A 25,580-nucleotide genomic window follows, 5' to 3' on the forward strand; every position below is an offset into this window, starting at 1 on the left:
AACGCTAAAGTTAATGCATGTAATTGTAATTTCATCATTTCCTTCGACCTCCTTTTAGAATTTTTTTCTTACGTTAGTAAGTATATACAATTAATGGATAATTGTAAACATAAAAAATGAAAATTTTTAATTTTGATTAAAATGCGTATATTTCAAAAGGGATTTGAAAGTAAATATTGTAATTAACGAAATATCGATAAAAATGGGGGATGCTAAATGAAATATATGCATCATAACATGATCGTTATGCTAACAATTTTTTTATTCATTACGGCTTGTTCTAATGGAGAAAGAATAAAAGATATATATGATGTTAGGTCAGATGATTTTAAGAAATATACTGGGACATACGTTGGTAATAATTCAGATGTGGTTGCAATTATTAATCATTTATCCGGTGGTGGAACAGTTCAAAGTATAAGTTTAGAAAATGAAAATATAAAAGTGAACTATGGTGCAAAAGAGAGTGGAGCTCTTACAGAAGAAATGATTGAGACGTATTGGTTTGATGAGAAAGATACGATGAAGAAGAATTTTCTCTTTAATGCTACCTATCTAGTAATTTTAGTACCAAACGCAAAAGCTTATGAGTTTCAAATAGAAAATAAAAACTTTAAGATAACGAGGGAAGAAATGTTATCAATTTTGCATAGGGAATTCGATGATTTTCCAAAAGAAAAAGATATATGGGATAAAAATAAAGTTATAAAGTTCTTTAACGGCAATGAAGAAAAAATTAAAATGTTTGTGGAAGATAAAGATTTTCGGAAATCTTTATTTGCTAAATATCCAGTGAGCCAGTTGAAATAATGGAGGGGAGAAGATGGAGTTAGTATACAAAATTTCTTATCATAGAATGCAGGATCATTATTTACCTAAATTAGTACAGGCAATTAGGCTCGTTAGTGAAGAAGATTTGTGGAAAAAAGAGACCTCTGTTAATTCAATTGGTGGAATCGTACTACATATTTGTGAACATTTACAGAGAAATACAAGGCGTTATAAGGATCCAAATATAGTTTTTGAAAATGGAATTGAAGAATATTTTCCAGTGAAACAAATAAGCTCTGAAGCTTTGTTAAAAACTGTTGAAGAAATATTTGATGAGTGGGGCAAAGCATATATACAGGTATGGGAAGAAAAAAGGCATATTGATCTTCAAAGTCTATTACATTTGGTTGAGCATACAAGCTATCATTTAGGGCAAGTAGTAGATCGTACAAAATGTATTGAGGGACAACAGTTTAATTTTTGTCAAAATGGTATAAATGAAAAGAATTTGAGAACAAGAGTTGAAACTTCGAATTTTTAGAAAGAGAGACATTTTAAGAGATATCCCTTATTTTATTGTTATTTCAATTGGATTAACAATTCTTTATATCATAACTAGTAGTATATTTATTCGTAAAGTATCATTTGAACGAACAGTTTAAAATAGTGATAGATTATTTTTTTAGGGAGAAGGAAAATATATGGGAGACACGTCCTCACTAATAACCGTCTTTTTATGCATTGCACTACTAATATTTTGGCGTCGTTATCGCTCCATGCATAAGCCAATAAAGGGATCGGGAAAACGTATTTTATGGCCATTACTATTTTTAACACCAGGTATTGTATGGTTTTTAGGTCCCGTACATCCAGCTATATTACAAGTAATTATAGCGGTATTCATTGGTGTACTTTTTGCTGTGCCGCTTATAGTATTAACAAATTATGAACGAAGAGATGATGGGAATATTTGTACGAAAAAAAGTGCAGCTTTTTTAATTACTTTTATTGCACTTGTCGTTTTGAGATACAGTTCAAGAAAATATATTGTTGACTTAGATCAGCAAACGATTGGTTTATTATTTTACGTTGTTGCTGTCTCGTATATTATTCCTTGGAGAATCGCCTGTTATATAAAGTTTAGGAAAGTTTGGCGGGAAAATAAGAATCATGCTATATGAAAACTTCTCATTTGAGAAGTTTTTTTATTTTTACAGGTAAGCAAAACAAGTTGTTGAAGGGCAGGCTGTCATAGAATATGATACATATTATAATGAGGAAAAGTTGAGGGGATAAAAATGCGTACAATTTTACTTTTTCTAAACAACATGTTCATTAGCGAAATCGAGGACATTAGGCAAAAACATGATCCTTTATTTGGATTAATTCCACCGCATATTACAATTGTATTCCCATTTGAAAGTTCGATTTCAAATGATGAGCTGAAATTACATATTATAAATGTATCAAAACCGATACAGAATATAGAAATTGAATTTAAGAATCAAATTACAAGTGAAAGAGAATATTTGTTTTTACGAGTTGAAAAGGGGAAAGAACAAATAGAGGAACTACATAATATTCTATATACAGGACCTTTATTACAATTTTTGAAAGAAGACATTCCGTACATCCCGCATGTAACAGTCGGAAGAAAAGAAAGTGTCGCGTTAGCTGCTGAAGTAGTGAAGGAGATTCCTAGTTTTCATGGGAAGTTAAATTGTGTGATTGATAGAATAAGCGTGGAGCGAATTGGAGAGAACGGGGAATCAATTATTGAATTTGAAGTGCCATTTCTAAAAAGCTGACAAAAGTCAGCTTTTTATTTCGTAGCATGAAGTAATGCACCAATTGCACCGCTATTACCACCATCTTGTAAAAAGATTGGTGTTTTATTTTGATATTCGGTGTAGCTACTAATAATATGTTGAAGTTGTACGTTATTACATAAAGTCGAACCAATATAAATAATATGTTCAATGTTTTTTGTTTCAGCGAATTGAAGGCTTAATGCAGTAACGACTTCACCGACAAGTCCTTGTACAGTAGCTAGTATATCGGAGCTACTATTATTTGATTCTGTAATGGCTGCTTTTCCGAAGTTACTAGCAGTTAAGTTATTATCGATAGGGGAAAGAATGCCACCATAAATATCTCCAACCGTAATATCTAGTTCTTTTCTAGATCCTACTTTTGTTAGAGGGATTACATCTTCAAAATGATCTATATTTGTTAACAATTTTGAAAGTCCCATAATAGTCCCACCGCCAACTCCGGTTCCACCAGCGCGAATATATTGTTCATTATAAACGTAATGGATAGAAGTACCTGTACCGATATTGGTTAAAATAAAATTGCGTATAGCATGTTTTTCTTCTTTTAATATGTATTGGACACCTGCAAGAGTAGCTTCAAATTCGTTTAGCTCTATTATTTTATATGAACCTGTAAGCAGTTGCTGTAATAGTTTCGATTTACCACCCGTAATACATATTTGTTTTATGCCATTGTTGCTTTTAATCCAATCTATTATTTTATGTTGTTCATGCGAATAAAATTTTTCAAAAGTTAATAGCCTTTTTTCGTTAAAATAAGCTATTTTCGTTAATGTGCCTCCAGCATCGATACCGATAGTACGTTCCATTTTCCTGCTCCTAACTACGTAATATGTTTTCCTATTTATTTTTAATTGGTTGAGAATAGATATTCCCAACTGATATAAGGAACAATTTAATCTGCTTGATATATTAATAGTTTTTCTATAGTTACAATAGGCTGGTCGTTTACAGTTGCAATACCTTTACCAAGAACAAAACCTCGGCGATTGCGCGTTAGTTCATAATGTAAATCAAGTTTATCACCGGGATATGCTTTTCCTTGGAATTCAACTCCATCTAAAGAGGAGAGGAATCCTAGTCCTTCAGAATCACTTGTATGTACAAATGCACTAAGCTGAGCAAGTGCTTCTACAATTAACATATGAGGCATATGTTTTTGACTATCATTTATAAACCATTCGTTATTTGTAATGAGTTTATATCCTGTAACGGATTCACCTTGTTTTACATTTGTTACTTTATCAGTCATTAAAAATGGATAACGATGGGGAAGAGTGTCTTTAATATGCATATGAAAGTACCTCCAATTAATAATACCCCTGCTAAATTTAAGCAGGGGAGTGGGAACTAATTTTTAACTAATTCATTTAATTTTTCAAGAGTGAAAATGCCGCTATTTCTAATGTTTTCAACAACTTGTTGCAACACTTCTTTATCTTGAACGAGTGCAATACGTACGAAGCCTTCTCCGTGAGGTCCAAATGCATGACCAGGTGTAACAACGACATTCGCACGATCCATTAATGCATAAGCGAAGTCTAGAGAAGTCCATCCTTGTGGAATTTCAGCCCAGACAAACATACTACCGGCTGGCTTATCGACATTCCAACCAAATGTTCGGAATCCATCGACTAAAGTATCTCTCCGTTCTTGATAAATATCGCGGTTTTTCTCACAAAATGCCGCGCCATTTCTTAGTGCTGCAGATGCCGCTTTTTGAATTGGTAAAAATACACCGTAGTCGGTATTAGATTTAAATTGAGTAAGTGCAAGAACAATTTCTTCGTTTCCAATCATATATCCAATACGGCTACCTGCTAAACTATAACTTTTTGACAAAGAATTGATTTCTACACCAACTTCTTTAGCACCAGGTACAGAGAGGAAGCTAATTGGCTTATTACCATCGAAATAAAATTCAGCATAAGCAAAATCATGGACAACGATAATATTATGCTTTTTCGCGAATGCGATTACTTCTTTAAAGAAATCTTCATGAGCCATTGCTGGAACGGGATTCCCTGGGAAGTTTAAAATCATCATCTTCGCTTGATTGGCAATTTCTTCAGGGATGACTCCTAAGTCTGGTAAGAAATCATTCTCTTTCTTTAAAGGCATGTAGTAAGATGTTGCACCAGCCATTTGAATACCTGTTTCATAAGCTGTATATCCTGGATCAGGAACTAATATAATATCACCTGGATTTGCATAAACCATAGGTAAATGAACGAGCCCGTCTTGTGAACCCATTAATAATAAAACTTCTTTATCCGCATTTAATAAAACGTTATGAGTGTTGTTGTAATATTCAGTTACAGCTTCGTGAAATTCTTGAATACCTGATAATGTATACCCGTAGCTCTCTTTCTCACTCGCTGTATGTACCATTGTTTCTCTTACAAAATCAGCGGGCGGCATATCAGGATTTCCGATGCTCAAATCAATCATGTTATGACCTGCTGCAATTTTTTCTTTTTTATAGGCTCCTAATTCACTAAATATAGAAGATTGGAATGCTTTCATTCTAGTTGCTAACGTGTAAGTCATCAAAACCCCTCCTAAAACAGTGCTTTCATTCTGCGTTTTTAATTATTCTGAAAACACATGTTTATATTTTATCATTTTTTTATGAAAATTAAAACGATTGATAAATTTAGAGGAAGGATTAGCCTATTTTGAAAAAGTATCGATGTAAATAGCGTAGACGTGTTAATTGAAATGTCTATTATAGGATTCATTTTATATAACTTAAGTTATTTTATAGTTTTTATTAAGTATTTGTGGAAGATTTCTAAAGTGAAATAACGCAGAAAATATTTTCTGCGTTTCCTCTGAAATGTAATCATTTCTTTTTATACGTGCATAATTTTTCAGCTGTCAAAAAGTATACATTTAATGTACCGTCGGCAACTTTTAAAGTTTGCTCTGATGTAAATGAATTACCATAATCAATGTGATATACATTAGAATTTTTGACAAATGAGCCTTTATATAAATCGTCTTTATTCTTTGTGGTTTGCATTTCTACTAAATTTTGCACAATTTCCTCTTTATTTTCTTTTTTGACAACTGTTTCAAATTTATAATATACAGGGCATTCACCTTTTTTATTGTCAACGACTTCCCAAGAACCGTATATATCGTTATTGCTGCATCCACTAAGTAGGATGATTAGTATAGGAATTGTAAGTAGAACCTTTTTCATTTTGTGCTCCTTTCTTTTAAATTTGAATAAACGTGCGAATACGATAGGGATATTATAATAAATAAAGTTTAAATTTTTTTAAAGAATTATTTAATTTCATATAAAAATTTAAGAGAAATTAAATAAGCATGAATCTAGTGTAAAGTCAGATTCATGCTAGTACTATAGCCTATGTTATGTGTTTTTTGAGGATAAATAAAGAGGAAAGCAGAATCACTATTCCATTTAATATATATACGCATGCGATCATAAAGGCTAACGTACCTGCGCCAAATCCTGCTTTATCGAATATAGAAGCAAATGTTGCGATAGTCAAAAAAATAATGGGAGTCAGTAGTAAAAATATGAAACCTGCCACGATTCTTTTTTTTAAACTATGTCCAGATAAGGAAATGGCTAAAAAGTTTAGGATGCTAAACAGCGCAATTGCAAAGAGCAGGACAATAAATACTTGGATGCCATCAGACATTTTACCACTCCTTTTATAAAGAGTACTCTTTATAATCTATTCGAAATAAAAGAGGGATACTCCTTTAGATAATTTCAATAAACGTAATAAATAGGCGTATTATAAAACAAAGAAGTATGGATTCAATATTATATCCATACTTCTTTGTTTATTTTATAAATTCGCAGATTGCGAATGTTGTTTTTCATAATGTTTCTGCTTAGAAAGGGAAATAGAAATAATCAATAATGAAACGACTCCAAAGATGAGAACCATATATTGTAACCCAATTGTATCTAAGAAGAAGCCTGTGCCAAGTAAGACGATTTGGAACATAACCCTCTCAAACATATTACGGAATGAGAAGAGGCGACCGTGATAACTTTTTTCCACTTTCGTTTGGAAAATCGTCGACATAATAGGGAAGAAGCAGCCAACACTAAACCCAAACAAACCAAATGATGTAAGAGCCATCCATTTTATATCGCTAAAGAACAATGACAGATGTGCAAAAGCAGTACAAACTGCGAAGAAATATAGTAATTTTTCAGGTTTGAAATGATCAGATAGACGTTTAATTACGAAGGCACCTAACATAAATGCGACACCTTCAATTGTATATATGAACCCTTTAATCGTAGGATCATGTTGCATTTCGCTAATGTTAATAACCATTAAATTAAACCCAGCTATAAATAATAGAGGGATGATACTTAATATAAGTGCTGTAAAAGCAATAGGAATTCCTTTTAAAATACGAAATACTTCCATAAAGCTATTATCTTTTGCAGCTTGTTTACTTGGTGTTGTTGATTTCTTGTCTTCGAATTGTAGGAAGAAAGTCGAGAGGAATAATAAGGCGTATGCTGCCATTGAGAAGGCATACATGTACTGTAAACTCATCACAACTAAAAGAATTCCACCTAGTGAAGTACCTGCAATACGAGCAATTGTACCAACATTCATATGTACACCGTTCATTTGTAATAACTCATGCTCACGTACGATGAGTGGAATTACAGATTGTAATGCAGGGAAATAAAATGCTGCTGAAATTTGAAGAGCAACCATAAATGCAATCATAAATGCGATACTTTCAAATTGAATAGCAAAAAACATGAAAATAACACTTAAAACTCGACCAAACCCAGCGTAAAGAAGAACTTTTTTCTTCTCATACTGATCGATGACACGGCCAGCCATAGGTCCAACTAGAACACCGGCTAATAGTCCGATAAATAATATAACTGATTTCATGAAATCAGAAGGGACATATTTTTGCATAAATTCAAGGTTGCCAAGAATACCAAGCCATAATCCTAGACCTGCAATAAACTCCCCAATTAAAACAATCCAAACGTTTTTATTACGCCACATAACATAAAACCTCTCCATCTTTTAAAATGAAAAACTCGTATATAAAACCTCCTTATTTATGTATTATTTTCATACGAACTTTTTTAGAGTCAGAGTCTATATTACGTGTTTCATAATTGGATTTCAATCTTTTTGATTTGCCGAAAATTTGATTCGTTAATTGATGAAATAAGCAATTGAAATGTAAAAGACATATGGTTAAAAATAGGGAAAATAAAAAAGCAAGAACGTATAACTACGTCTTGCTTTTCTCAAGTGCAAAATTAAAAATTAATTTCACTTAGCAACATTTACGCTCTTGTCCAATAGCTAAAGCGCTAAAAGATAGTGGGCCAACAACTTCTGCGCTTGTACCACTAGTAAGGTTTTCTACAGTTAATGAATATTCGTGTGTTCCACTGCTAACGTTTTGATCTATAGCTTGAAATGTTTGTACATAAAATTGTTCAGAATCTGTAGATTCAATACCTACTTGTGCATTAAAAATTTCAATGTTATCACGGAAAATTCGGAATAAAACTTGTGAAGTCCCAGTTATACCTTCTACACCAATTGTAGCGATTAATTCTACTCGATTATTACGTGAATCTCTACTTGAAATTCTCAATTTCAAATTTGCTAAAATTGCTTTATTTGGAGAAGAGGGGATTGCAAAAGTTGTTTCACCAGTTTTACTAATAGGTTGAGTAGCTTGGTAATCAATGATATGAGTCATATTCTTCACCTCCTCATATACTAGAATATGAAAATAGTGAAGAATTAGCTTGGACAAATACTAGATTATTTAATAGAGTCAACAACAATTGTTGAAAAGAAGCAATTTACATAAAAGCATTAAGAATATATCACAATAAGATGATATTTTTCTTAATGCTTTTTGTAATTAAGCGGAATATTCTTCTTTACGTACTTCAAAAAATTCATTACGTCGTAAGTAATTATAGATTTTCTCTGAAACCTTTTCTTCTTCAGACACTAAGAAACGATGATCAAAAGCGTAGAATGATTGACCTTTAATTAATTTTACGTAATACATATTAAACGCCTCCTGACACTTGATTATTACTTGCTTCATATTATGATGGCCTATATGTCTGCTAAAAATACTTGGAGTTTCAAAGGGGGGGAAGTAAAGGGATGAAAGAGCTTACAATTCTGTAAGGTTTATGTCACCTTTTTCGATAGTTTACATTCACCAATTTCTTCTATACTACAAATAAGTTACATAAAATAAGGGGGTAAAAAGATGGATGAAGTAATTGGAGAAGTTGTAGCAGGTATTTGTGAATTTGTAGTGGAAGTAACAGCAGATGCTATAGGAAGTTTAGTTTCTGGAAATGATGAGGAAAAAGAAACATTATAATAATTTGTAAAAGTATAAAGTTGATCAAATTATAAAGGCTGATTTCTAAAGGGAAGTCAGCTTTTATATTTTTTACATTATATTAATCTGATTTGAATATTCATTTGTTATTATATTGATGAGACCTATATAAGGAGGTGAATAAACAAATATGTCGAATTCGGGGGCTGATTTATCTGTTTCTCGTTTGATTGTGGCAAATGTAGAGGAAAAGGAATATCATTTTATTGTTCGTGAACATCCGATTGTAGGAAAATTTATATCGCTATTTGAAAATGGAAAAGAATATGGTTTACTAGATAAACAAATCGCTAATAAAGATAAATTTATTACATCGGAGCTGACTAAATTAGATTATTTTAACATAGATGTTTTATATCATACACCTGGATGGATATGGATTGGTATGGATCAATTTGGTTTACATGCTCGTGAGGCTACTTATAACGAAGTAGATGTTATTATGAAGTTGAAAGAGGATTTATATTATATAGATATATATGAAGAAATAAAAATGTAGTAAATATTTAGTCAGGTTAGGGGGCAAGTTCCCGTAGCCTTTTTTGTTTAATGAAAGAACGTATAATCAAATTATTTTGATTATAAGGGAACGTAATGAGAAGTGAGATGAAAAGAGGATTTGAAAATACATGATGAGAATTGTAATAATTATATGAGCCGTATATGTAAATAACAATAGAAAGAAGATGATAATATGAGTAAAGAAGAGCTTGTGAAAAAACAGTTTGGCAGTAATGCAGATAAATATATAAATAGTAAAATACATGCTAAAGGACTGGATTTACAATATGTAGTTCAACAAGTTGAGTCTCGTCATAATAATCGTCTTCTTGATGTTGCTACTGGTGGCGGACATGTGGCAAATATGTTAGCACCTATGTTTGAAGAAGTAGTTGCACTTGATTTAACAGAACAGATGTTAGAAAAAGCAAAAGTTTTTATAAAGCAGAATGGTCATGAAAATGTATCTTTTGTAGCAGGAAACGCAGAGGATTTACCATTTGCAGCTCATTTTTTTGATACAATTACATGCCGGATTGCAGCCCATCATTTTACGAATCCGGCTCAATTTATTTATGAAGTAAATCGTACGTTGGAGGATAATGGATTATTCATCTTAATAGATAATGTTTCGCCAGAAAATAATGAATATGATACATTTTATAATTTTATAGAAAAAAAGCGGGACCCAAGTCATGAACGAGCTCTAAAAAAGACAGAATGGCTTACTTTATTAGAAAAAAACGGTTTGCAAATGCAGTCATGTCTTACTTTTGATAAGAAGTTTGATTTTGACTGGTGGTGTAATATGATGGATGTCCCTTTACAAAAGCGTGAAAAATTAACAGAATGTATGATGAAAGCACCAAACGAAATGAAGGAATATTTTAATATCCAATTTAAAGATAATAAAGTAGAGTCGTTCTATACTGAAATGGCTATGTTTATATGTAAAAAAAGTAAAACGCTAAAAAGATAAAGATAAATGTGTTGCAGTCTTTCTGAAGTACGATATACTTAGTACAGAGAAACTGAGAATTGAGGAATAGTTATAATGATTCGTGTACGTATTGAAGGTACTGAGGAAGAAATGCTTGAATTTATGGGGAAAATGCCGGACATTCCTGGATTTGAAAAGACACATATGAGAGAGCCGAGAAAAGGAAATAACCCGAAATACGATTCAAGTAAAAATGTACTTGCATATTTGTCTTATAAAAAGATTGAAGTCGCCAATAAATAGGCGGCTTTTTTAGTTTGCGCTGTTTCACCGCCTTGTCTTTTTCACATAATAATAATAGTAGATTATGCTGAAGAGGGGTGAGAATAGTTAATAAGAAAATTATCTTTTTTGGAGACTTTGGTATTGATGACGCCGTAGCGTTAATTTATGCAAATAAAACATGTAAATTAGATATTCTAGGTATTGTTGCAGAGTACGGGAATGTATCACGAGATATCGTTACGGAAAATGTTTATTTTTTAGAAAGGTACTATGCTACACAAGTGAAAATTATTGAAGGTGCGAGTAGGCCGATGACAGCTGAAGAACCTTTGTTTTTCCCTGAAATCCATGGGGATCATGGTTTAGGTCCTATTATTCCACCTGAAATGAGAATTTGTAAACGAGAAAATTTTTGTGAATTAATCAAATTAATCGAACCTTGTCCAGAAGATATTATAATTGTGGCGACAGGAAGACTAACGACGCTTGCTACGTTATTTTTATTGTATCCAAATATAATGGATCGTATTTGTTCGTATTATATAATGGGCGGCGCTTTCCTATTTCCAGGTAATGTTACACCAGTATCTGAAGCGAATTTTTATGGTGATCCAATTGCAGCAAATATTGTTATGAAATATGCGAAAAACGCTACTATATACCCGTTAAATGTAACACAGGGTGCGCTTATTACGCCTGAAATGGCCAATATAATAGATAAACAAGGAACTGGACAGGCGAAACTCATTAAACCAATGATTGATTTTTATTATGAGAATTTTTATAAAAAAGAATATCCAGGTATTGGTGGAAGTCCCATACACGATTTACTACCGTTTGTCTCGTTTATAAACGATAGTATTTTCGAATATAAAAAATCGGCAGTGTGGATTAGTACGACAAATGATGTGACTAGGGGCCAAAGTGTAGCTGACTTTAGAAAAATAGCTGAACCAACAAGGTTTGATGATCGGCCGATTCAGAGAATTGCTGTTGGTTTTAACTATCCTGCTTTTAAAGAAGAGTTTATGCGAACAATATTGAAGCCAGATTGTCCTTAATGTGTGTAATAACAAGTCGGATAAATCGTTAGTTCGAAAAATAGTTTATCGGTGTGTATTATTCTCAAAAATCTTATAGTTGAGCAGCATGAATAACTTATGAAAAATGTCACATAACTAATGGTAAGCAATTGTTTCTAATTATATTTTGATTGGTTAAATATAAAGGAGGTTATTATATGATTTGGTCTTTAATCGTTGGTGGTTTATTAGGATGGTTTGCAAGCTTAATTACTGGAAGGGATGTACCAGGTGGTGTAATTGGTAATATTATTGCTGGTATTATCGGTTCTTGGATTGGTACGAAATTACTTGGTAGTTTCGGTCCTGTAATAGGCGGATTTGCAATCATTCCTGCTTTAATTGGTGCGGTTATTTTGATCTTCATTGTGAGTTTTTTACTAAGAGCAATGCGGAAATGAATGTAGCAGGACTGTTTACATTTGTAAGCAGTCCTTTTTATATGTTATGCTAGTATTATACAATCAGGAGGTGTCAGCATTGAAATCATTTACAGTAAATTTCCATCAAGAAGATAATGCAAAAGCGACAACAGTACATAAATTAAGTGAAGAGGACTTCAATAAAGCAACTGAAAAAGGTACTCGTCATTTATTTGATTTAGATACAAACGTTGGCTTCTTCGTATTCTTTGATGCAGAAGATGCAGAAGGAAATGATCAATACTTAATGTTACAATATGAAGGAGATCATGAAGAACCAACTGCGTGTTATGGATTTGATTTAAAACTATACTATCAATTTTTAGCACTATACTTAAATGATCTGGAATACCAAGGTGAAACAGATGAGGAAGAGGAAGAATATGGTCCAATTCATCATTTAGCTCACTTACTTTATCATATTGTTGAAGACGGTAAGTCAATCGAAGTGTAATATACATATTTAAAGCTGTCCTTTTGGGGCAGCTTTTTTATATGACATTGAAATGGTGTACTTTGAGCTAAATAAAGTGAAGTTTTAATCAGTGGGGGGTTCATCCCCACTGATTATTAGCCCTACCAATCGGGCTTTTACGGGCAGCCCTTACCCCCATCTAACTTCTTTGCTTCGACGTGGGGATCTTACTGCCCGGCAAATAGCGGGATAAATTAATAATAGAAATTTATTTATTAAGTAGGATTATTTATTACTTTCATGTTAGTATCGTAAAACACCTGTTATAATGATTGTAATTAAATTCATGGAGGCTAATTCTATGCTTGTAGATGTAAAAGCTTTTATTAAAGCTGCAGGTTTAACATGTATTTCATCATTAAGTGGAGATAATACATTTGCTTATAATTTTGAAACTGTAAAAAGCACTATCGCTACATTTTTTAAGAAACTAAGATTTACCGTTTAATTTCATTTCAACCAGTAGGAAAAGAGTAATCACTTCCTACTGGTTTTTTTCTGTTTCAAGGAGCTGTTGTGACGGCATATTTTTAGCTATAGATAGAGGATATTATCATTGAGAAGAGAAGGTTTAAATAAGGAGATGAATACAGTGATTAACAATATAATTCCAAGTTTTTTAAAATTATGGGAAAGTGACGATTTAGAATTAGAACTCCTTAATCGATACTTTACTTCGCATTCAGAGATATTTGAAGAATACTTTAAGTATCATTGTCCTAAAACGAAAGAACATCTTTCTAATGCCATTAAACAATATCCCGCAAAAATAGAAGATATTCGTATTATTGCAGAATCATTACCAATCATTATTCAAGAGGTAACAAATGAATATCGTAATAAATATAACTTTGATGTAAATATGAAATTCCATTTATTCGTTGGAGGATTTGGTTCAAATGCATTTGTAGAAAGGGAAATCATTGGAGACATATTTTTTGCGGCAGAAAAATTATCTCCAGATTTGAATCATCTTCGTGTTATTGCTGCTCACGAAATAGGTCATATATATCATAATGTTATGATACAAAATACTGGAATGGATTGGACTAGGGCTGAATGGACCGATGCGTCGGTAAGTTTGTATCGTGAAGGTGTTGCAACTTATTTATCAAAAAAAATCGTTAAAGATTTAAATGAGTCTGTTTACTACTCATATAATAGTGACGGTGATCCATGGCTACAATATTATAAAGAAAATGAAGAGAAAATAAAGAAACGTTTTTTACAAGATTATGTTGAAGGATGGACAGATGAAAAAGAGAAAGAATGGTTCCGTTTATCAGGAGGTAGTTACTTCGGATATAACAGACTTGGTTACTTTTTAGGAACAGCTTTTGTAACATATTTTGTACAAGCCTTTGGAGAGAATGAAGCACTGACTTTTTGGAACAAACATAATTTGAAAAGTAGTGTAATGGGTTGGTTATCGAAATGAATAAGATGCAATAGGGGGGTAAAATGATGAAAGGGTATTTGAAAATAGTTATGTTGTTTTTGGCTATAGCATGTATGTTTGCGCTAGCAGCATGTAATGGGACAGACGAAAAAAAGGAAACAAATCCAACCTTGGAAAATAATAAAAATGAACAAAGCAATTCTTCAGAAGAACAGAAAAATCCTGAAGCAAAACCAAGTAATGAAAAAACAACAAAACCATCACCTGAGCCAGATTCGAAAAATAGAACACTTAATCAAAAATCAATTAACCACGTTAAAGATTTGTTTGAACTAGCAAAAGAAGGAAAAGTACCTAATGTACCATTTGGAGCCCATACAGGGGATATTGAAGAAATTGAAAAAGCGTGGGGAAAAGCAAATAAAACCGAATATGCAGGGAACGGAATGTACGCAACTTTTACAAATAAAAATGTTGTTTTCGGATTTAATAAAGGGTCACAAGTTTTTGATGTACGCTCATATCATGCAGAACTAAAATCGATTACATTACAAGAAATTGAAAAAGCGTTAGGAAAACCATCTTCAGTTAAAGGGAATGGTGAAGACAAAATATATGTATACAAAGTAAATAACCAGTATGAGTTAAAATTTGTCATTCCAAAATCGACTGGTAAGGTAGATCATATTTCCGTGTTTTCACCAGAGGATAGTATTAATAAAATGGCAGGATAAGAAATTAAGTGATTTCAAAAACACCTCACTTTCTTTAAGTGAGGTGTTTTTAGTTGTAAACAAGGAACGTTTCCTTTCATATGCGAAATACTTCACTTTTGTTTTTTAGCATGCATCCAATAAGAAATGTTGATCTACTGAAAAAGTAGTAACCTATAAATTATGTGTAGGCTGGTTCACGATTTTTTTTCGTTCCAAATTTTGAACAAATAACGCTTGTACAATACCTCCAACTACTAAGAAACTAGCGCAAATATAAAACAGCATACTTCCATTTAACTTACTTAATAAAACTGCACCAATAACTGGTCCACACGTTCGAGATATATCCCAGTGTATACCGTAAATTGAAAAATATAAACCACGTTTATCATGAGGTGCAATTCCTGAAACGAATCGTAATAAATGGTTTAGAGCAATACTTTCTCCAATGACTAAAAAGAGTAAGGTGAAGAATAACGACAATATCGTCGTTGAATAACTAAAGCCAACTGCAGCTATTGTAAAGCAGGTATAAGAAATAAGGATGATTTTCGCCATAGAAAATCGTTCAGACCATTTTACGAGGAAGATTTGTAGAATGATTTCCAAAATGGCTTTGCATGTTGAAATAAATGCGAGTATGAATACGAGATTAGGAAATACATGTTCTGCAAAAATACGATAATTCGTCTCAGTTTGTGCATAAAAAAAGCTAATAGGAAGTGTAGAAAGCATAAGACCGAATATGGCGTAATGTTTAAAAACAAATTGCTTTGGTGAACTTGCCTCAACTGTTTGTTTTGACTTACTTATAGGTGGAACGGTTTCTGGGAGCTGGGTCCAAACAACAACGGCATATATCGTAAGGGTTACACTTTGCACGATAAATAAATATTCTGGGTGAGTATTATAAAAACTTGCACCGATTAAAGGGCCGATTACGGATCCAATTGCTCCTATCGTTTGTAGAAGAGCAAAAATTTCTGCTTGCTGTTCTTTTTTTGTTAAATCAGCAATTTGTGCACGTTGAGCCGGAATATATAAGGAACGGCCAATGCCATTAATGACATATAACAGTGCAAATATAAAAACGGATTGAGCGAAAACGAAACTACCGATTGCAACACTTTGTAGCAATAAGCCGAGTAACATAATCTTTTTCCGGCCATATTTATCAGTAATTCCTCCAGCAATAAGTGTAAATAAAATGTCTGAAAGTGGCTGTAATCCGAAAATCAGCATAGTTATTATTACATTGCCGTTTAACATTTTATTAACGTAAATAATCATAATGATAGCTAGCATAGATTCAGTCGTTCGGGTTAATAATTCACCACACAGTCTAATAAAAATAGGTTTATTGTAACGAAGTAAGAGATAATTCAATATTAATTCCTCCTTTCTATATTGAAATGATAAGATGAAAGAAGAATTGGAAAAAGGGTAGAAACAATAGGGAGTATTTTTCACCTTTTAGGGGGATTATGATGTTTATTTTAGATCAATATATTGAACTATGGATTGCTTATGGAAAAGGGAAAAAAGAGGGAGAACGATTGGAAGTAACAGTGCAAAATATATCTGAAACATTATTTTGTACAGAGCGTAATAGTAAATTAATTATAAAAAAATTAGATGAGTTAAATTGGATCAAGTGGTTTCCAGGTCGCGGCAGGGGAAATCGTTCTAAGTTAATATTTCAAAAGCACCCGATGTCTTTAATTTTAGATAGAGGAAAAGAAATAACGAAAAAAGGGGATGTAAAAAGCGGAAGCATATTTGTGGAACGCTATAGCTCACATTTTCCGTCAGTAAAGGGAGAATATCACTGCTGGGTGGATTCAATATTTGGTCATAAGATTGAAATGACATCTGAAGGGAGAAGAGATGTACTCCGGTTGCAAGTACAAATGAATTTAGATATCACATTAGATCCTGTATACGCTACAATGCGTTCAGAATGTCATATGGTAAAACATATATTCGACACACTCGTGTATGTAGACGGTAATACAAACATTATAGAGCCAAGACTTGCATTTCACTGGGAATATAATGACGCTGAAAAAATATGGACGTTTTATTTACGAAAAGGAGTTCACTTTCATAATGGAAAACAACTTACTGCACATGATGTTATATACTCATTGAATCGATTTATGAAGCTGGAAAATAATGCACACGCATGGATGTTACAACACGTTGAAAGTATCCGTTCAGTGGATGACTACGTTGTCGAAATTCAATTACAAACGGAAAATAAAATGTTTTTACATATGATAAGTGCAGAACAGTGTTCTATCGTGAATGAAGATGAAGCAGGAGAGCTAATTGGAACAGGGCCTTTTCAATTATATAAAAGTAATGAAAATCTGTTCATTTTAGAAGGTCATCCTTTATATTTTCGTGAAAGACCTTTTTTAGATCGTGTTGAGTTGTGGAATGTAGAACAAGGTGTAAGTACATATGATGTTTTAGTAAAGGCGCAGTATAAAGATAAAGAAAAACATAATAAAGAATTGTCTCGGCTTGAGTCGAACGTGACATATATAACATGTAATCTTACGAAAGAAGGACCAATGCAAGATGAGTTATTTCGGAAAGCGTTATATAAAATCATTCATGGTTATACAATCGTTCAAGAACTCGGCGGAGAACGTGGAGAAGTGGCAAAGAAACTAATATTAGCAGGTGAAAGCATTGTAGAGATTGAGGAAGATGTAGAAAGTTTAATTAAAAGGAGTACTTATCATAATGAAGTGCTACAGCTCTACACATTTACAGGACGAGATCATGTTGAAGATGCACAATGGATACAAAAAGAGTGTGCGAAGTACGGGATTCGTGTAGAAAATAATTTTCTTGATATAGAAGAGCTATTGGAAGTAAGTACGATACAAAAGGCTGATATGATGCATGATAGTGCCACAATAAGCGAACGAATAGAAGATAGTCTATTATATATGTTTCTTACAAAAAATAGTTTTATTCATGGACAAAGCAACATGGACTTTTGTGAAAAGTTGTCTATTTATTTTAAACAAGAAGAATTAGAGAAAAGAGTTACATTGTTACGCGATATTGAGGATACTTTGTTACGTCAAATTCATATTATTCCTTTGTATCGTAATAAACAAGAGGTAAGTACACATGAAAAAGTCCAAAATATAATGATTAATTCACAAGGTTGGATTGATTTTTATAATATTTGGTTTAAATCTTGATATATAAGGGCTTTTGCGCATTTTCATAAGATGTGTAAGAGCCTTTTTTGTATGTAGGAATAGGTTTGTTTTACACATTGTTACGCTACTTGTGATAAAAGTCTATTTACAGCGTAACAGTGTTATGTTACATTGTTATCAGGAAGGAGTGTTATACAGTTGAGTACAGATTTGATTTCAAAAAAAGATTTATTAGAACTAACTGGCATTTCATACGGACAGTTATATAGGTGGAAAAGAAAAAATTTAATACCGGAAGATTGGTTTGTACGAAAGTCAACATTCACGGGTCAAGAGACATTTTTTCCGAAAGAAAAGATATTAGAGCGTATTGATAAAATCCAAACGATGAAAGAGGATTTATCACTTGATGAACTAGCGAATATGTTTTCACCGAGTGTGAGAGAAATTCTTTTAACAAAGGAAGACATTTTACGTAAGGGGATTGCATCAGAACCAGTTTTACAATTTTTCATAGAACAAACGAATAAAACAGCAGAGTTTCAATTTGTAGATATTCTTTATGTGTACATGTTAGAAGAATTATTACAATCGGGAGATATTAGTTTAGAAGAAGGAAAAATGGTCTTGCAAGTTTTACGTGAAAATTATGAAGCAATTAAACATAAAACTTGTGATTTAATCATTGTACGAAAGTTAGGGATTTCTACATGTTTATTAGTTTCAAACGTGGACGATTTAATTTTTGAAAAAGGCACTAAAATCGTTTTACGCGAAGCGATTATGAAATATACCGAAGCATTAAAAACGAAATTGTTGTAGTGGAGGAGAAAGTATGCGTACAGATAATTTGATTATAAATGGTTACGGTTCATCGAATGGTGGCGAGTTTCATAAAGTGCAATTAAACGGAAAAGGTACTGTGAATGGAAATGTTGAATGTGACCAATTTGAATGTAACGGTTACGGTGCCGTTACTGGAAATTTGAAAAGTAGCAATGCAAGAATTAGTGGATCAGGTAAAATCGACGGTACAGTTCATGCTGAAACGATGCGAATTGATGGAAAAGCAACAATTACGCAAGATGTGAAGGCAAACAGTTTGAAAATTGCAGGAAAAGGTACGGTAGGTGGAAATGTTACTGGTGAAGAATTTAAAGTCAATGGTCAAGCGACAATTGATGGTAATTGTGAAGTGGATACGTTTTCTTCAGAAGGACAATTTACAATTGGCGGATTACTAAGCGCTGATGAAATAAATATTAATATTCACGGTACATGTCGAGCGAAAGAAATTGGTGGTCAAACGATTAAAGTAAAACAAAGACTAAGTACTTTTAGTAGGCTGTTTCAATCAGTATTTGGTATGCAATTAGAGGCTGAACTATTAGAAGGTGACAATATCGATATTGATTATGCTCACATAAGAACGGTAAGAGGAAATAATGTTACGGTAGGACCGAACTGTGAGATTGAACTGATCGAATATACGGGTGTTCTTACTGTTGATAAAAGCGCAAATGTAAAAGAAATTAAGCAGATTTAATGGAAGGGAGAAAATGATATGGAACATCAACATAGTCTTACTGTTAATGGTTCTGGTAGTTCAGCAGGCGGAGATTATAATAAAGTGAAGATTCGCGGTGAAGGAACGATTTCTAATGACATGAGCTGTAATGAATTTAAAACGTACGGCACGAGTGAAGTGTGCGGTAATATGAAAGTGAAAAGTTATGTCGTGTATGGAGATAGTGAAGTACAAGGAAATGTAGATGCGGAATATGTAAAAGTATACGGAAATACACAAATGCATAGTGATGCTCATATTGAAAAAATAAAAGTAAGAGGTATGATAGAAGTTAAGGGGAAATTAACTGGTGATTTCGTAGATGTGAAAGGCGCTTTAAATGTAAAAGGAGATATTGAAGTTGAAGAACTATCACTAACTGGTGGCCTTGAAAGTGATGGATTACTTAATGCTGAAAATATTGAAATTTCACTTCGTTATGAAGGTAGCAAAGTAAGAGAAATTGGCGGTAAGAAGATTACCGTTCGTAAAAAAGCGAGATTTATTCCATTTACAAATCATGCTGGAAGCCTCCAAACGTCTATCATTGAAGGAGATGAGATTTATTTAGAGCATACAATTGCTGAAGTAGTAAGAGGAAATAATGTTACAATTGGTCCTGGATGTGAAATTAGTGTTGTAGAATATCATACTAGTTTTAATCAAAAAGGTAATGCAGTCGTAAAGGAACATAAACAAATATAAGTAGTACGAGGGAGAGCAAGGTTATGGTTGAAAAGAATAATAAGCTCGGCTTTGTTGTAGCGGGCTTATTGCTAGGTATTTTAATGGCATCAATGGATAATACCATTGTCGTAACAGCGATGGGAACAATCGTTGGTGATTTAGGAGGCCTTGAAAACTTTGTTTGGGTCGTTTCTGCCTATATGGTCGCAGAAATGGCAGGTATGCCGATATTCGGAAAACTATCAGATATGTATGGTAGAAAGAGGTTCTTTATTTTCGGTTTAATCGTCTTTATGATTGGTTCGGCGCTTTGTGGTACTGCTGAAAATATTACACAGTTAGGGATTTATCGTGCCATTCAAGGTATTGGCGGCGGGGCATTAGTGCCGATCGCGTTTACTATCGTTTTTGATATTTTCCCTCCTGAAAAGCGCGGGAAAATGGGTGGTTTATTCGGAGCAGTATTTGGTTTATCGAGTATTTTTGGTCCGTTGCTTGGTGCGTATATTACAGATTACATAAGCTGGCACTGGGTATTTTATATTAACTTACCGCTTGGCGTTTTAGCACTTATTTTTATTACATTCTTTTATAAAGAGTCACGAGTTCATAGAAAGCAAAAAATTGATTGGTTTGGCGCAATTACTTTAGTTGGTGCAGTAGTTTCTTTAATGTTTGCGCTTGAACTTGGCGGACAAAAGTATGATTGGGATTCTAACTTTATTTTAAGTTTATTTGGTGGATTCGTTATTTTAATTATTGCATTCATTTTTATTGAACGTAAAGTAGAAGAACCGATCATTTCATTTGAGATGTTTAAACAACGTTTGTTCGGAATGAGTACAATTATTGCTTTATGTTACGGAGCTGCATTTATGTCAGCAACTGTATACATTCCATTATTCATTCAAGGTGTATACGGTGGCACTGCAACAAACTCAGGATTATTACTTTTACCAATGATGTTAGGCTCAGTCGTAACAGCGCAGTTAGGTGGTTTTTTAACGACAAAGCTTAGCTACCGAAACATTATGATCATTTCTGCGGTTATTATGCTAATTGGACTATTTTTATTAAGCACATTAACGCCAGAAACAAGTCGTGCATTATTAACAGTGTATATGATCATTATCGGATTTGGAGTCGGTTTCTCATTCTCTGTACTAAGTATGGCAGCTATTCACAACTTCGGTATGGAACAGCGCGGATCTGCGACTTCGACGAGTAATTTCATTCGTTCATTAGGTATGACACTTGGTATTACAATCTTCGGAATGATTCAAAGAACAGGTTTCCAAGATCAATTAGAAGAAGCATTTAAAGGTATGAGCGGGGGAATGAATACAAACACATTAGGGGATTCAAGAGCCATTTTATCAGAATCGGCAAGATCTCAAATCCCTCCGCAAATATTAGATAAGATTATTGATGCTCTTTCTAGTTCAATTGTTCAAACGTTCATGTGGGCATTGGTACCAGCTGGATTAGCATTCATATTCATTTTCTTTATGGGAAATGAGCGCATGGTAATTAAGAAACAACAAAAGAATAAAAAGAGCGAAACATCAAAAGCGTAATGAAAAAGCTCCTTTCCAATTGGAAAGGAGCTTTTTCATATGTATGGTGTTAGATTAGCCTTCGATAATTTCGTATTCTTCGTCTGCAAGTAATAAAATTTGTGTTTTCTTACCTTTGTTTTGAACTTCGATTACATCGTATGCACCTAAGTCTCTTACTTTGCTTTGAGAAGCGTTAACCATAACTTCCATAGAATCAATTAAGATATCTTCTTCAATGTATGATTCAGGCAATGCCATATCTTCAGTTTCTAATACACATGCGTATAGATTTTGTAAGTTTTCAGCAGTTGGGTTTTGTTCCTCAACATCAATGATGTTTTTTACTGCTTCCATATTTTCTTCTTTTACTTGGTATACTTTAATTTTAGCCATTGTTTTAATCTCCTTTATAACGTAATCGTAGAGGCTACACTTCATTATAACGTTTTTTTCATGAAAGATGAAATTGTTATATGTATTTATAGTAAAAATTATGTGTTATTACTCATTATTGGTGTAATTCCCTTACTAATATTATGAATAGGTAACGATATTCCTACGTTAAAGTTATATTGTCCAAGCTTTTTTGTTTTCCTTTCATATATATGTATTAGCTATTCTATATAAAGAAGGGATGGAGTGTAAGTGGATTGTGAGCCGAAACGTGATTGTGGATGTTGCCAAAATAGTATATGTGAATTTTTACAAAGTCTAGAACCGTATACTAAAGTTGAAAGTATTGTAATAGCAGGAAACGAAATCGTTGTATCCTATTTTCTTTCGTTTAATGTGATGAAAGGGATTGTATCATTTGTACAAGAAGACAGTGAGGTTATATTTGTAGATTGCTCAAAAATTGATGCAATCCGAATAGGAAAAGTTTGTAGTTGCAAATCGAAAGTTAAATATATTGAAGAGGACTTTAGCTTGCTAGGAAATGTGTGCCCGCAATGTTTAACAGAGGGGAGCACAATCTTTTTCGATTTTCATAATCCAGAATTAAATTTATCTTTACAAGCGAAAACAATTGATGCACCTATATGTACTGAATTTACAGATGAACTTGGGAATATAGTAAAGCAAGTTGCAATCGTAGGTGAAGCAATTGTTTCTAAGGATTTTGTTCAAGTACCTGAACTGTTAGATTTTCGATTAGTTTTATCGGATACTGCTGCGAACCCTTTGAAGTTTGGAATACTATTCATTAATTTTCCTGATATTACATTCATTATTCTTTTCGCATCTAGTGGATACTTAAACATTTCAAATTCTTTAAAAGTAGAGAGTGGAACTGGTAATATCGAAATAGAAGAGCTGACAAAAATGATAAAGGATGACGATAACACGTACAAATCGGTTGTTAAATTGACTAAGGTATATAAGAACGGTGAGACGGAATCTTTTATTTCTAAGAAGGAGTTATAACGCATTTTTTGATAAATCCTCATACATTATGTTGAGGGTTTATACATACACGATGTATATTCTAAAGTTTAAAAAGTGAGATACTCTTTTTTTATTAGATGTTATAATAATTTTATATTTGTGAATAATTTATAATTATATAAAATTTTAGTTTAATAGGTGTTTGCTTATATGGTAAATGGTTTATTTAAAAATTATATATATTGAATATTAAATATTTAGAATACGATTGATTTTAAAGAAGGCGGGAATGTAAATGATATATGAAGCGAATATACGTACAAGAAAAAAACTAGTTTCTATGTTTGATGATTTCAATAACGTTGTTTTACTTTCTTATTTACAAGGACATATGGGTACTGCTTGGGTAAATGATCTTGAAAATCCAACAGTAGCACAAGTTACGGTAGGAATTTTCACATTTTACGCTGGAGACCCAAATGTGCAAGAAACAGAAGAGTTATTACGTAATATTCCAGAAAGAATTTTAGTTATCGTAAATAGTGAAGAGTGGAAACAACGCCTAGAAACATTCCATGAAAGAAAAATAGATAAGTTTTTACGTTATAAATTCAAACGAAATCCAGAAGTTTTTAATCGTTCAAAATTACAATCTTTTATATCAACACTTCCAAAAGGATATGAGTTAAAAAGAATAGATGAGCATATCGCAAATAGCCCTACATTACATAAGATCTCCGAAGATTTTACAAGTCAATTTCAGTCGGTAGAAGATTATATAAACCGTGGTATAGGTTATAGCATTTTATATAACGGAGAAGTTGTATGCGGTGCATCCTCGTATAGTATTTATAATGATGGAATTGAAATTGAAGTTGCGACTGATCACAATCATAGAAGAAAAGGTTTGGCAACTGTAGTTAGTGCAGCTCTTATATTGGATTGCTTAGAAAATGGAAAGTATCCAAACTGGGACGCAGCGAATACTACATCTGCTAACCTAGCAGAAAAGTTAGGATATGTTTTTGATAAAGCGTATGATACTTATTTTGTGGATAATAGATGAGTGAAGGAATTACATACTAAAAAATAAATGCGCCCTAGTACGTAAGTCTAGGGCGCATTTATTAGTTGGTAAATATCTTCATAACAATCTTATCACATTTTATCTTTTGAATGTTTGGAATTAAAGATATTTATGTGACTTTTTGAAAAAATAAAAGAGCAGCTAGCAAAAGCTTACTGCTCCTCTCCAAGGGAGAATGGAGAAATACAATCATGTTACCTATAGTATTGACGGAACATAGAGTTTTAACCAAAGCCCGATTGGTGAGGGGTTTGATTAAAACTCCCACTGATTAAAGTTTCACTTTATTACATTTACAGTTTAAATAGTAGAACGTGTTTATCGTAGTTCTCTAAACACCAATTATATTTTTTTAGAATAATTGGATGGACTGCTTCTTTCGTAGCATCGACTTCAGTATAGCCATATATCTTATAAAAGTTTTCTAATTCCTCAAAAGGAAGACAATATACATCTTGTATTTGTGATTTTCTCGCAGTTTCTACTAAAAATGAAACAAGCTCACCAGCTAATTGAAGCCCTCTAAATTGAGGCAGAATAAAAATCCCGCCCATTTCTAAAGTATCTTCATCTATTTGGACTAATCGGCCAACACCTGCATACTCGTTGTTATATGTAATAATTGCAACTTTATCTCTTTTTAAATCACTTCGTACAAATCCTATTGAGTCATATTGATTATTAACCCATTCTAAATCGTTAGATGTGGCCAATTGAATACTCATATACATCCTCCTTGGAAATACTAGCGCTTTCTTCATTATATAGAACATAACATACTATATCAAAAGAACCTTGAGATAGCACATTTGTTTAAGTTATTAGTTAAAAGTGTGGGATTGCTGGCATTGAAATGTAGGGTTCACCAAATATAGGATAATAATGTTGTGAATTTAGTGTTACATAGTCAAAACAAAAAATAGTTCATGTGTTCGATAACGCACGATTGTTTAAGTGTAGAGAAAATTATAGGTGTATTTTAATTAGTAGCTACTGTATTCATTGAAGCTATTAAGGAAATGTGGTAATCGCCAGCCTTAGTGATATAAATCATATTAGGATTTAGTAAAAAAACTCTTCCTAAAAAAGAGGGAGATTAAAGATAAGAGCACTTCGAAAAGTGCCCTTCAGTAACGACTACTCATTCTAAAAAGAAAGGATGCAATATATCATATGAAGTTAAGTGTATTTAATTATGGGCCTTTTATATAAAAGTTTTATTTTGTTCTGAATAAAAAGGTGGTTGTTTCCGCAACCACCTTTCAG

At 32.8% G+C, this 25,580-nt stretch carries 31 protein-coding genes and 1 pseudogene; 21 read left to right on the top strand and 11 right to left on the bottom strand.

Translation table 11 applies throughout. From position 1 onward, the window contains the following. Nucleotides 1–216 precede the first annotated feature (216 nt). The 5 genes and pseudogenes from ACQRBL_RS12105 (at nucleotide 217) to ACQRBL_RS12125 (ending at nucleotide 2,579) form a co-directional block, all read left to right on the top strand. Nucleotides 217–810 carry a DUF4825 domain-containing protein gene (locus ACQRBL_RS12105; RefSeq protein WP_411995584.1) on the top strand — a complete coding sequence of 198 codons (594 nt, stop codon included), beginning with the start codon at nucleotides 217–219 and terminating at the stop codon, nucleotides 808–810. A gap of 13 nt (nucleotides 811–823) precedes the next feature. Next, a complete protein-coding gene (locus ACQRBL_RS12110) occupies nucleotides 824–1,312 on the top strand; it encodes a DinB family protein (RefSeq protein ID WP_074047317.1) in 489 nt (162 codons plus the stop codon). A gap of 13 nt (nucleotides 1,313–1,325) precedes the next feature. Further along, a pseudogene (locus ACQRBL_RS12115) lies at nucleotides 1,326–1,433 on the top strand (DUF4052 family protein); the annotation flags it as partial. A gap of 39 nt (nucleotides 1,434–1,472) precedes the next feature. Then, nucleotides 1,473–1,952: a CcdC family protein gene (locus ACQRBL_RS12120; RefSeq protein ID WP_109737105.1), complete on the top strand. Its 480-nt coding sequence runs from the start codon at nucleotides 1,473–1,475 to the stop codon at nucleotides 1,950–1,952. Between the two features lie 117 nt (nucleotides 1,953–2,069). Then, on the top strand, nucleotides 2,070–2,579 hold the full coding sequence (locus ACQRBL_RS12125; protein WP_001259198.1) for a 2'-5' RNA ligase family protein: 510 nt from the start codon (nucleotides 2,070–2,072) through the stop codon (nucleotides 2,577–2,579). A 14-nt stretch (nucleotides 2,580–2,593) separates the two neighbouring features. Here ACQRBL_RS12125 and coaW read toward each other — a convergent pair whose 3' ends face one another. From coaW to ACQRBL_RS12165, 8 genes are all read right to left on the bottom strand, one after another. Further along, the gene (gene coaW, locus ACQRBL_RS12130) at nucleotides 2,594–3,415 is read right to left on the bottom strand and encodes a type II pantothenate kinase (RefSeq protein WP_063547606.1); all 822 of its coding nucleotides are present in this window, start codon (nucleotides 3,413–3,415) and stop codon (nucleotides 2,594–2,596) included. A gap of 86 nt (nucleotides 3,416–3,501) precedes the next feature. Then, nucleotides 3,502–3,900: a 3-hydroxyacyl-ACP dehydratase FabZ family protein gene (locus ACQRBL_RS12135; protein WP_065484095.1), complete on the bottom strand. Its 399-nt coding sequence runs from the start codon at nucleotides 3,898–3,900 to the stop codon at nucleotides 3,502–3,504. Between the two features lie 56 nt (nucleotides 3,901–3,956). Then, the gene (locus ACQRBL_RS12140) at nucleotides 3,957–5,156 is read right to left on the bottom strand and encodes an LL-diaminopimelate aminotransferase (protein WP_411995583.1); all 1,200 of its coding nucleotides are present in this window, start codon (nucleotides 5,154–5,156) and stop codon (nucleotides 3,957–3,959) included. A 295-nt stretch (nucleotides 5,157–5,451) separates the two neighbouring features. Next, nucleotides 5,452–5,814 (bottom strand): hypothetical protein, encoded by a 363-nt coding sequence (locus tag ACQRBL_RS12145; RefSeq protein WP_065484090.1) that lies wholly within the window; start codon nucleotides 5,812–5,814, stop codon nucleotides 5,452–5,454. Between the two features lie 169 nt (nucleotides 5,815–5,983). Further along, nucleotides 5,984–6,283, bottom strand: coding sequence for a hypothetical protein (locus ACQRBL_RS12150; protein WP_142419400.1), 300 nt, complete (start codon nucleotides 6,281–6,283; stop codon nucleotides 5,984–5,986). A 153-nt stretch (nucleotides 6,284–6,436) separates the two neighbouring features. Then, a complete protein-coding gene (locus ACQRBL_RS12155; RefSeq protein ID WP_000269261.1) occupies nucleotides 6,437–7,639 on the bottom strand; it encodes an MFS transporter in 1,203 nt (400 codons plus the stop codon). Between the two features lie 280 nt (nucleotides 7,640–7,919). Beyond that, nucleotides 7,920–8,354, bottom strand: coding sequence for an exosporium protein ExsC (gene exsC, locus ACQRBL_RS12160; protein ID WP_098277208.1), 435 nt, complete (start codon nucleotides 8,352–8,354; stop codon nucleotides 7,920–7,922). Nucleotides 8,355–8,522: 168 nt separating this feature from the next. Then, the gene (locus ACQRBL_RS12165) at nucleotides 8,523–8,675 is read right to left on the bottom strand and encodes a YqbF domain-containing protein (protein WP_000291907.1); all 153 of its coding nucleotides are present in this window, start codon (nucleotides 8,673–8,675) and stop codon (nucleotides 8,523–8,525) included. Between the two features lie 478 nt (nucleotides 8,676–9,153). On the opposite strand from ACQRBL_RS12165, the gene ACQRBL_RS12170 reads away from it, so the two are divergent. The 9 genes from ACQRBL_RS12170 to ACQRBL_RS12210 all read left to right on the top strand — a co-directional run bounded on the left by ACQRBL_RS12170 (nucleotide 9,154) and on the right by ACQRBL_RS12210 (nucleotide 14,861). After that, nucleotides 9,154–9,522, top strand: a complete 369-nt coding sequence (locus tag ACQRBL_RS12170) for a hypothetical protein (RefSeq protein ID WP_161114657.1) — start codon at nucleotides 9,154–9,156, stop codon at nucleotides 9,520–9,522. 195 nt (nucleotides 9,523–9,717) lie between these two features. Next, nucleotides 9,718–10,503 (top strand): class I SAM-dependent methyltransferase, encoded by a 786-nt coding sequence (locus ACQRBL_RS12175; protein WP_411995582.1) that lies wholly within the window; start codon nucleotides 9,718–9,720, stop codon nucleotides 10,501–10,503. A gap of 75 nt (nucleotides 10,504–10,578) precedes the next feature. Next, nucleotides 10,579–10,767: a DUF3970 family protein gene (locus ACQRBL_RS12180; RefSeq protein ID WP_000621885.1), complete on the top strand. Its 189-nt coding sequence runs from the start codon at nucleotides 10,579–10,581 to the stop codon at nucleotides 10,765–10,767. A 77-nt stretch (nucleotides 10,768–10,844) separates the two neighbouring features. Next, on the top strand, nucleotides 10,845–11,810 hold the full coding sequence (locus tag ACQRBL_RS12185) for a nucleoside hydrolase (RefSeq protein ID WP_001223685.1): 966 nt from the start codon (nucleotides 10,845–10,847) through the stop codon (nucleotides 11,808–11,810). Nucleotides 11,811–11,989: 179 nt separating this feature from the next. Continuing rightward, nucleotides 11,990–12,232 (top strand): GlsB/YeaQ/YmgE family stress response membrane protein, encoded by a 243-nt coding sequence (locus tag ACQRBL_RS12190; RefSeq protein ID WP_000638310.1) that lies wholly within the window; start codon nucleotides 11,990–11,992, stop codon nucleotides 12,230–12,232. 79 nt (nucleotides 12,233–12,311) lie between these two features. Continuing rightward, entirely contained in the window at nucleotides 12,312–12,707 is a 396-nt protein-coding gene (locus ACQRBL_RS12195) for a hypothetical protein (RefSeq protein ID WP_000834885.1), read from the top strand. 322 nt (nucleotides 12,708–13,029) lie between these two features. Further along, complete coding sequence (locus ACQRBL_RS12200; RefSeq protein ID WP_000959551.1) at nucleotides 13,030–13,176, top strand: hypothetical protein; 147 nt, start codon at nucleotides 13,030–13,032, stop codon at nucleotides 13,174–13,176. 135 nt (nucleotides 13,177–13,311) lie between these two features. Beyond that, entirely contained in the window at nucleotides 13,312–14,166 is an 855-nt protein-coding gene (locus tag ACQRBL_RS12205) for an Hsp33 family molecular chaperone HslO (protein WP_142419403.1), read from the top strand. Nucleotides 14,167–14,189: 23 nt separating this feature from the next. Further along, nucleotides 14,190–14,861, top strand: a complete 672-nt coding sequence (locus ACQRBL_RS12210; protein ID WP_065484084.1) for a YjgB family protein — start codon at nucleotides 14,190–14,192, stop codon at nucleotides 14,859–14,861. Between the two features lie 153 nt (nucleotides 14,862–15,014). Here ACQRBL_RS12210 and ACQRBL_RS12215 read toward each other — a convergent pair whose 3' ends face one another. Further along, nucleotides 15,015–16,229, bottom strand: a complete 1,215-nt coding sequence (locus tag ACQRBL_RS12215; RefSeq protein ID WP_023522231.1) for an MDR family MFS transporter — start codon at nucleotides 16,227–16,229, stop codon at nucleotides 15,015–15,017. Nucleotides 16,230–16,330: 101 nt separating this feature from the next. Here ACQRBL_RS12215 and ACQRBL_RS12220 point away from each other — a divergent pair, with 101 nt between their 5' ends. The 5 genes from ACQRBL_RS12220 (at nucleotide 16,331) to ACQRBL_RS12240 (ending at nucleotide 21,859) form a co-directional block, all read left to right on the top strand. Continuing rightward, nucleotides 16,331–18,067 carry an SgrR family transcriptional regulator gene (locus ACQRBL_RS12220; protein WP_097983917.1) on the top strand — a complete coding sequence of 579 codons (1,737 nt, stop codon included), beginning with the start codon at nucleotides 16,331–16,333 and terminating at the stop codon, nucleotides 18,065–18,067. 159 nt (nucleotides 18,068–18,226) lie between these two features. Next, nucleotides 18,227–18,850 carry a YhbD family protein gene (locus ACQRBL_RS12225; protein WP_023522229.1) on the top strand — a complete coding sequence of 208 codons (624 nt, stop codon included), beginning with the start codon at nucleotides 18,227–18,229 and terminating at the stop codon, nucleotides 18,848–18,850. 13 nt (nucleotides 18,851–18,863) lie between these two features. Then, nucleotides 18,864–19,574 carry a bactofilin family protein gene (locus ACQRBL_RS12230; protein WP_023522228.1) on the top strand — a complete coding sequence of 237 codons (711 nt, stop codon included), beginning with the start codon at nucleotides 18,864–18,866 and terminating at the stop codon, nucleotides 19,572–19,574. Between the two features lie 18 nt (nucleotides 19,575–19,592). Continuing rightward, nucleotides 19,593–20,300 (top strand): polymer-forming cytoskeletal protein, encoded by a 708-nt coding sequence (locus tag ACQRBL_RS12235; RefSeq protein ID WP_000401031.1) that lies wholly within the window; start codon nucleotides 19,593–19,595, stop codon nucleotides 20,298–20,300. A gap of 23 nt (nucleotides 20,301–20,323) precedes the next feature. Beyond that, entirely contained in the window at nucleotides 20,324–21,859 is a 1,536-nt protein-coding gene (locus ACQRBL_RS12240) for an MDR family MFS transporter (protein WP_000229635.1), read from the top strand. A gap of 54 nt (nucleotides 21,860–21,913) precedes the next feature. Here ACQRBL_RS12240 and ACQRBL_RS12245 read toward each other — a convergent pair whose 3' ends face one another. Continuing rightward, on the bottom strand, nucleotides 21,914–22,234 hold the full coding sequence (locus tag ACQRBL_RS12245) for a hypothetical protein (RefSeq protein ID WP_001062742.1): 321 nt from the start codon (nucleotides 22,232–22,234) through the stop codon (nucleotides 21,914–21,916). A 252-nt stretch (nucleotides 22,235–22,486) separates the two neighbouring features. Here ACQRBL_RS12245 and ACQRBL_RS12250 point away from each other — a divergent pair, with 252 nt between their 5' ends. Together ACQRBL_RS12250 and ACQRBL_RS12255 are read left to right on the top strand one after the other, a co-directional pair. Then, nucleotides 22,487–23,266, top strand: coding sequence for a BC_2878 family exosporium-associated protein (locus ACQRBL_RS12250; protein ID WP_411995581.1), 780 nt, complete (start codon nucleotides 22,487–22,489; stop codon nucleotides 23,264–23,266). A 256-nt stretch (nucleotides 23,267–23,522) separates the two neighbouring features. After that, complete coding sequence (locus ACQRBL_RS12255; protein WP_000638744.1) at nucleotides 23,523–24,293, top strand: GNAT family N-acetyltransferase; 771 nt, start codon at nucleotides 23,523–23,525, stop codon at nucleotides 24,291–24,293. 314 nt (nucleotides 24,294–24,607) lie between these two features. Here ACQRBL_RS12255 and ACQRBL_RS12260 read toward each other — a convergent pair whose 3' ends face one another. Further along, a complete protein-coding gene (locus tag ACQRBL_RS12260; RefSeq protein WP_023522226.1) occupies nucleotides 24,608–25,039 on the bottom strand; it encodes a GNAT family N-acetyltransferase in 432 nt (143 codons plus the stop codon). Between the last annotated feature and the right edge of the window lie 541 nt (nucleotides 25,040–25,580).

This window comes from Bacillus sp. AF62, from assembly GCF_050312695.1.
In the GTDB taxonomy this organism is placed as follows: Bacteria; Bacillota; Bacilli; order Bacillales; family Bacillaceae_G; genus Bacillus_A; species Bacillus_A cereus.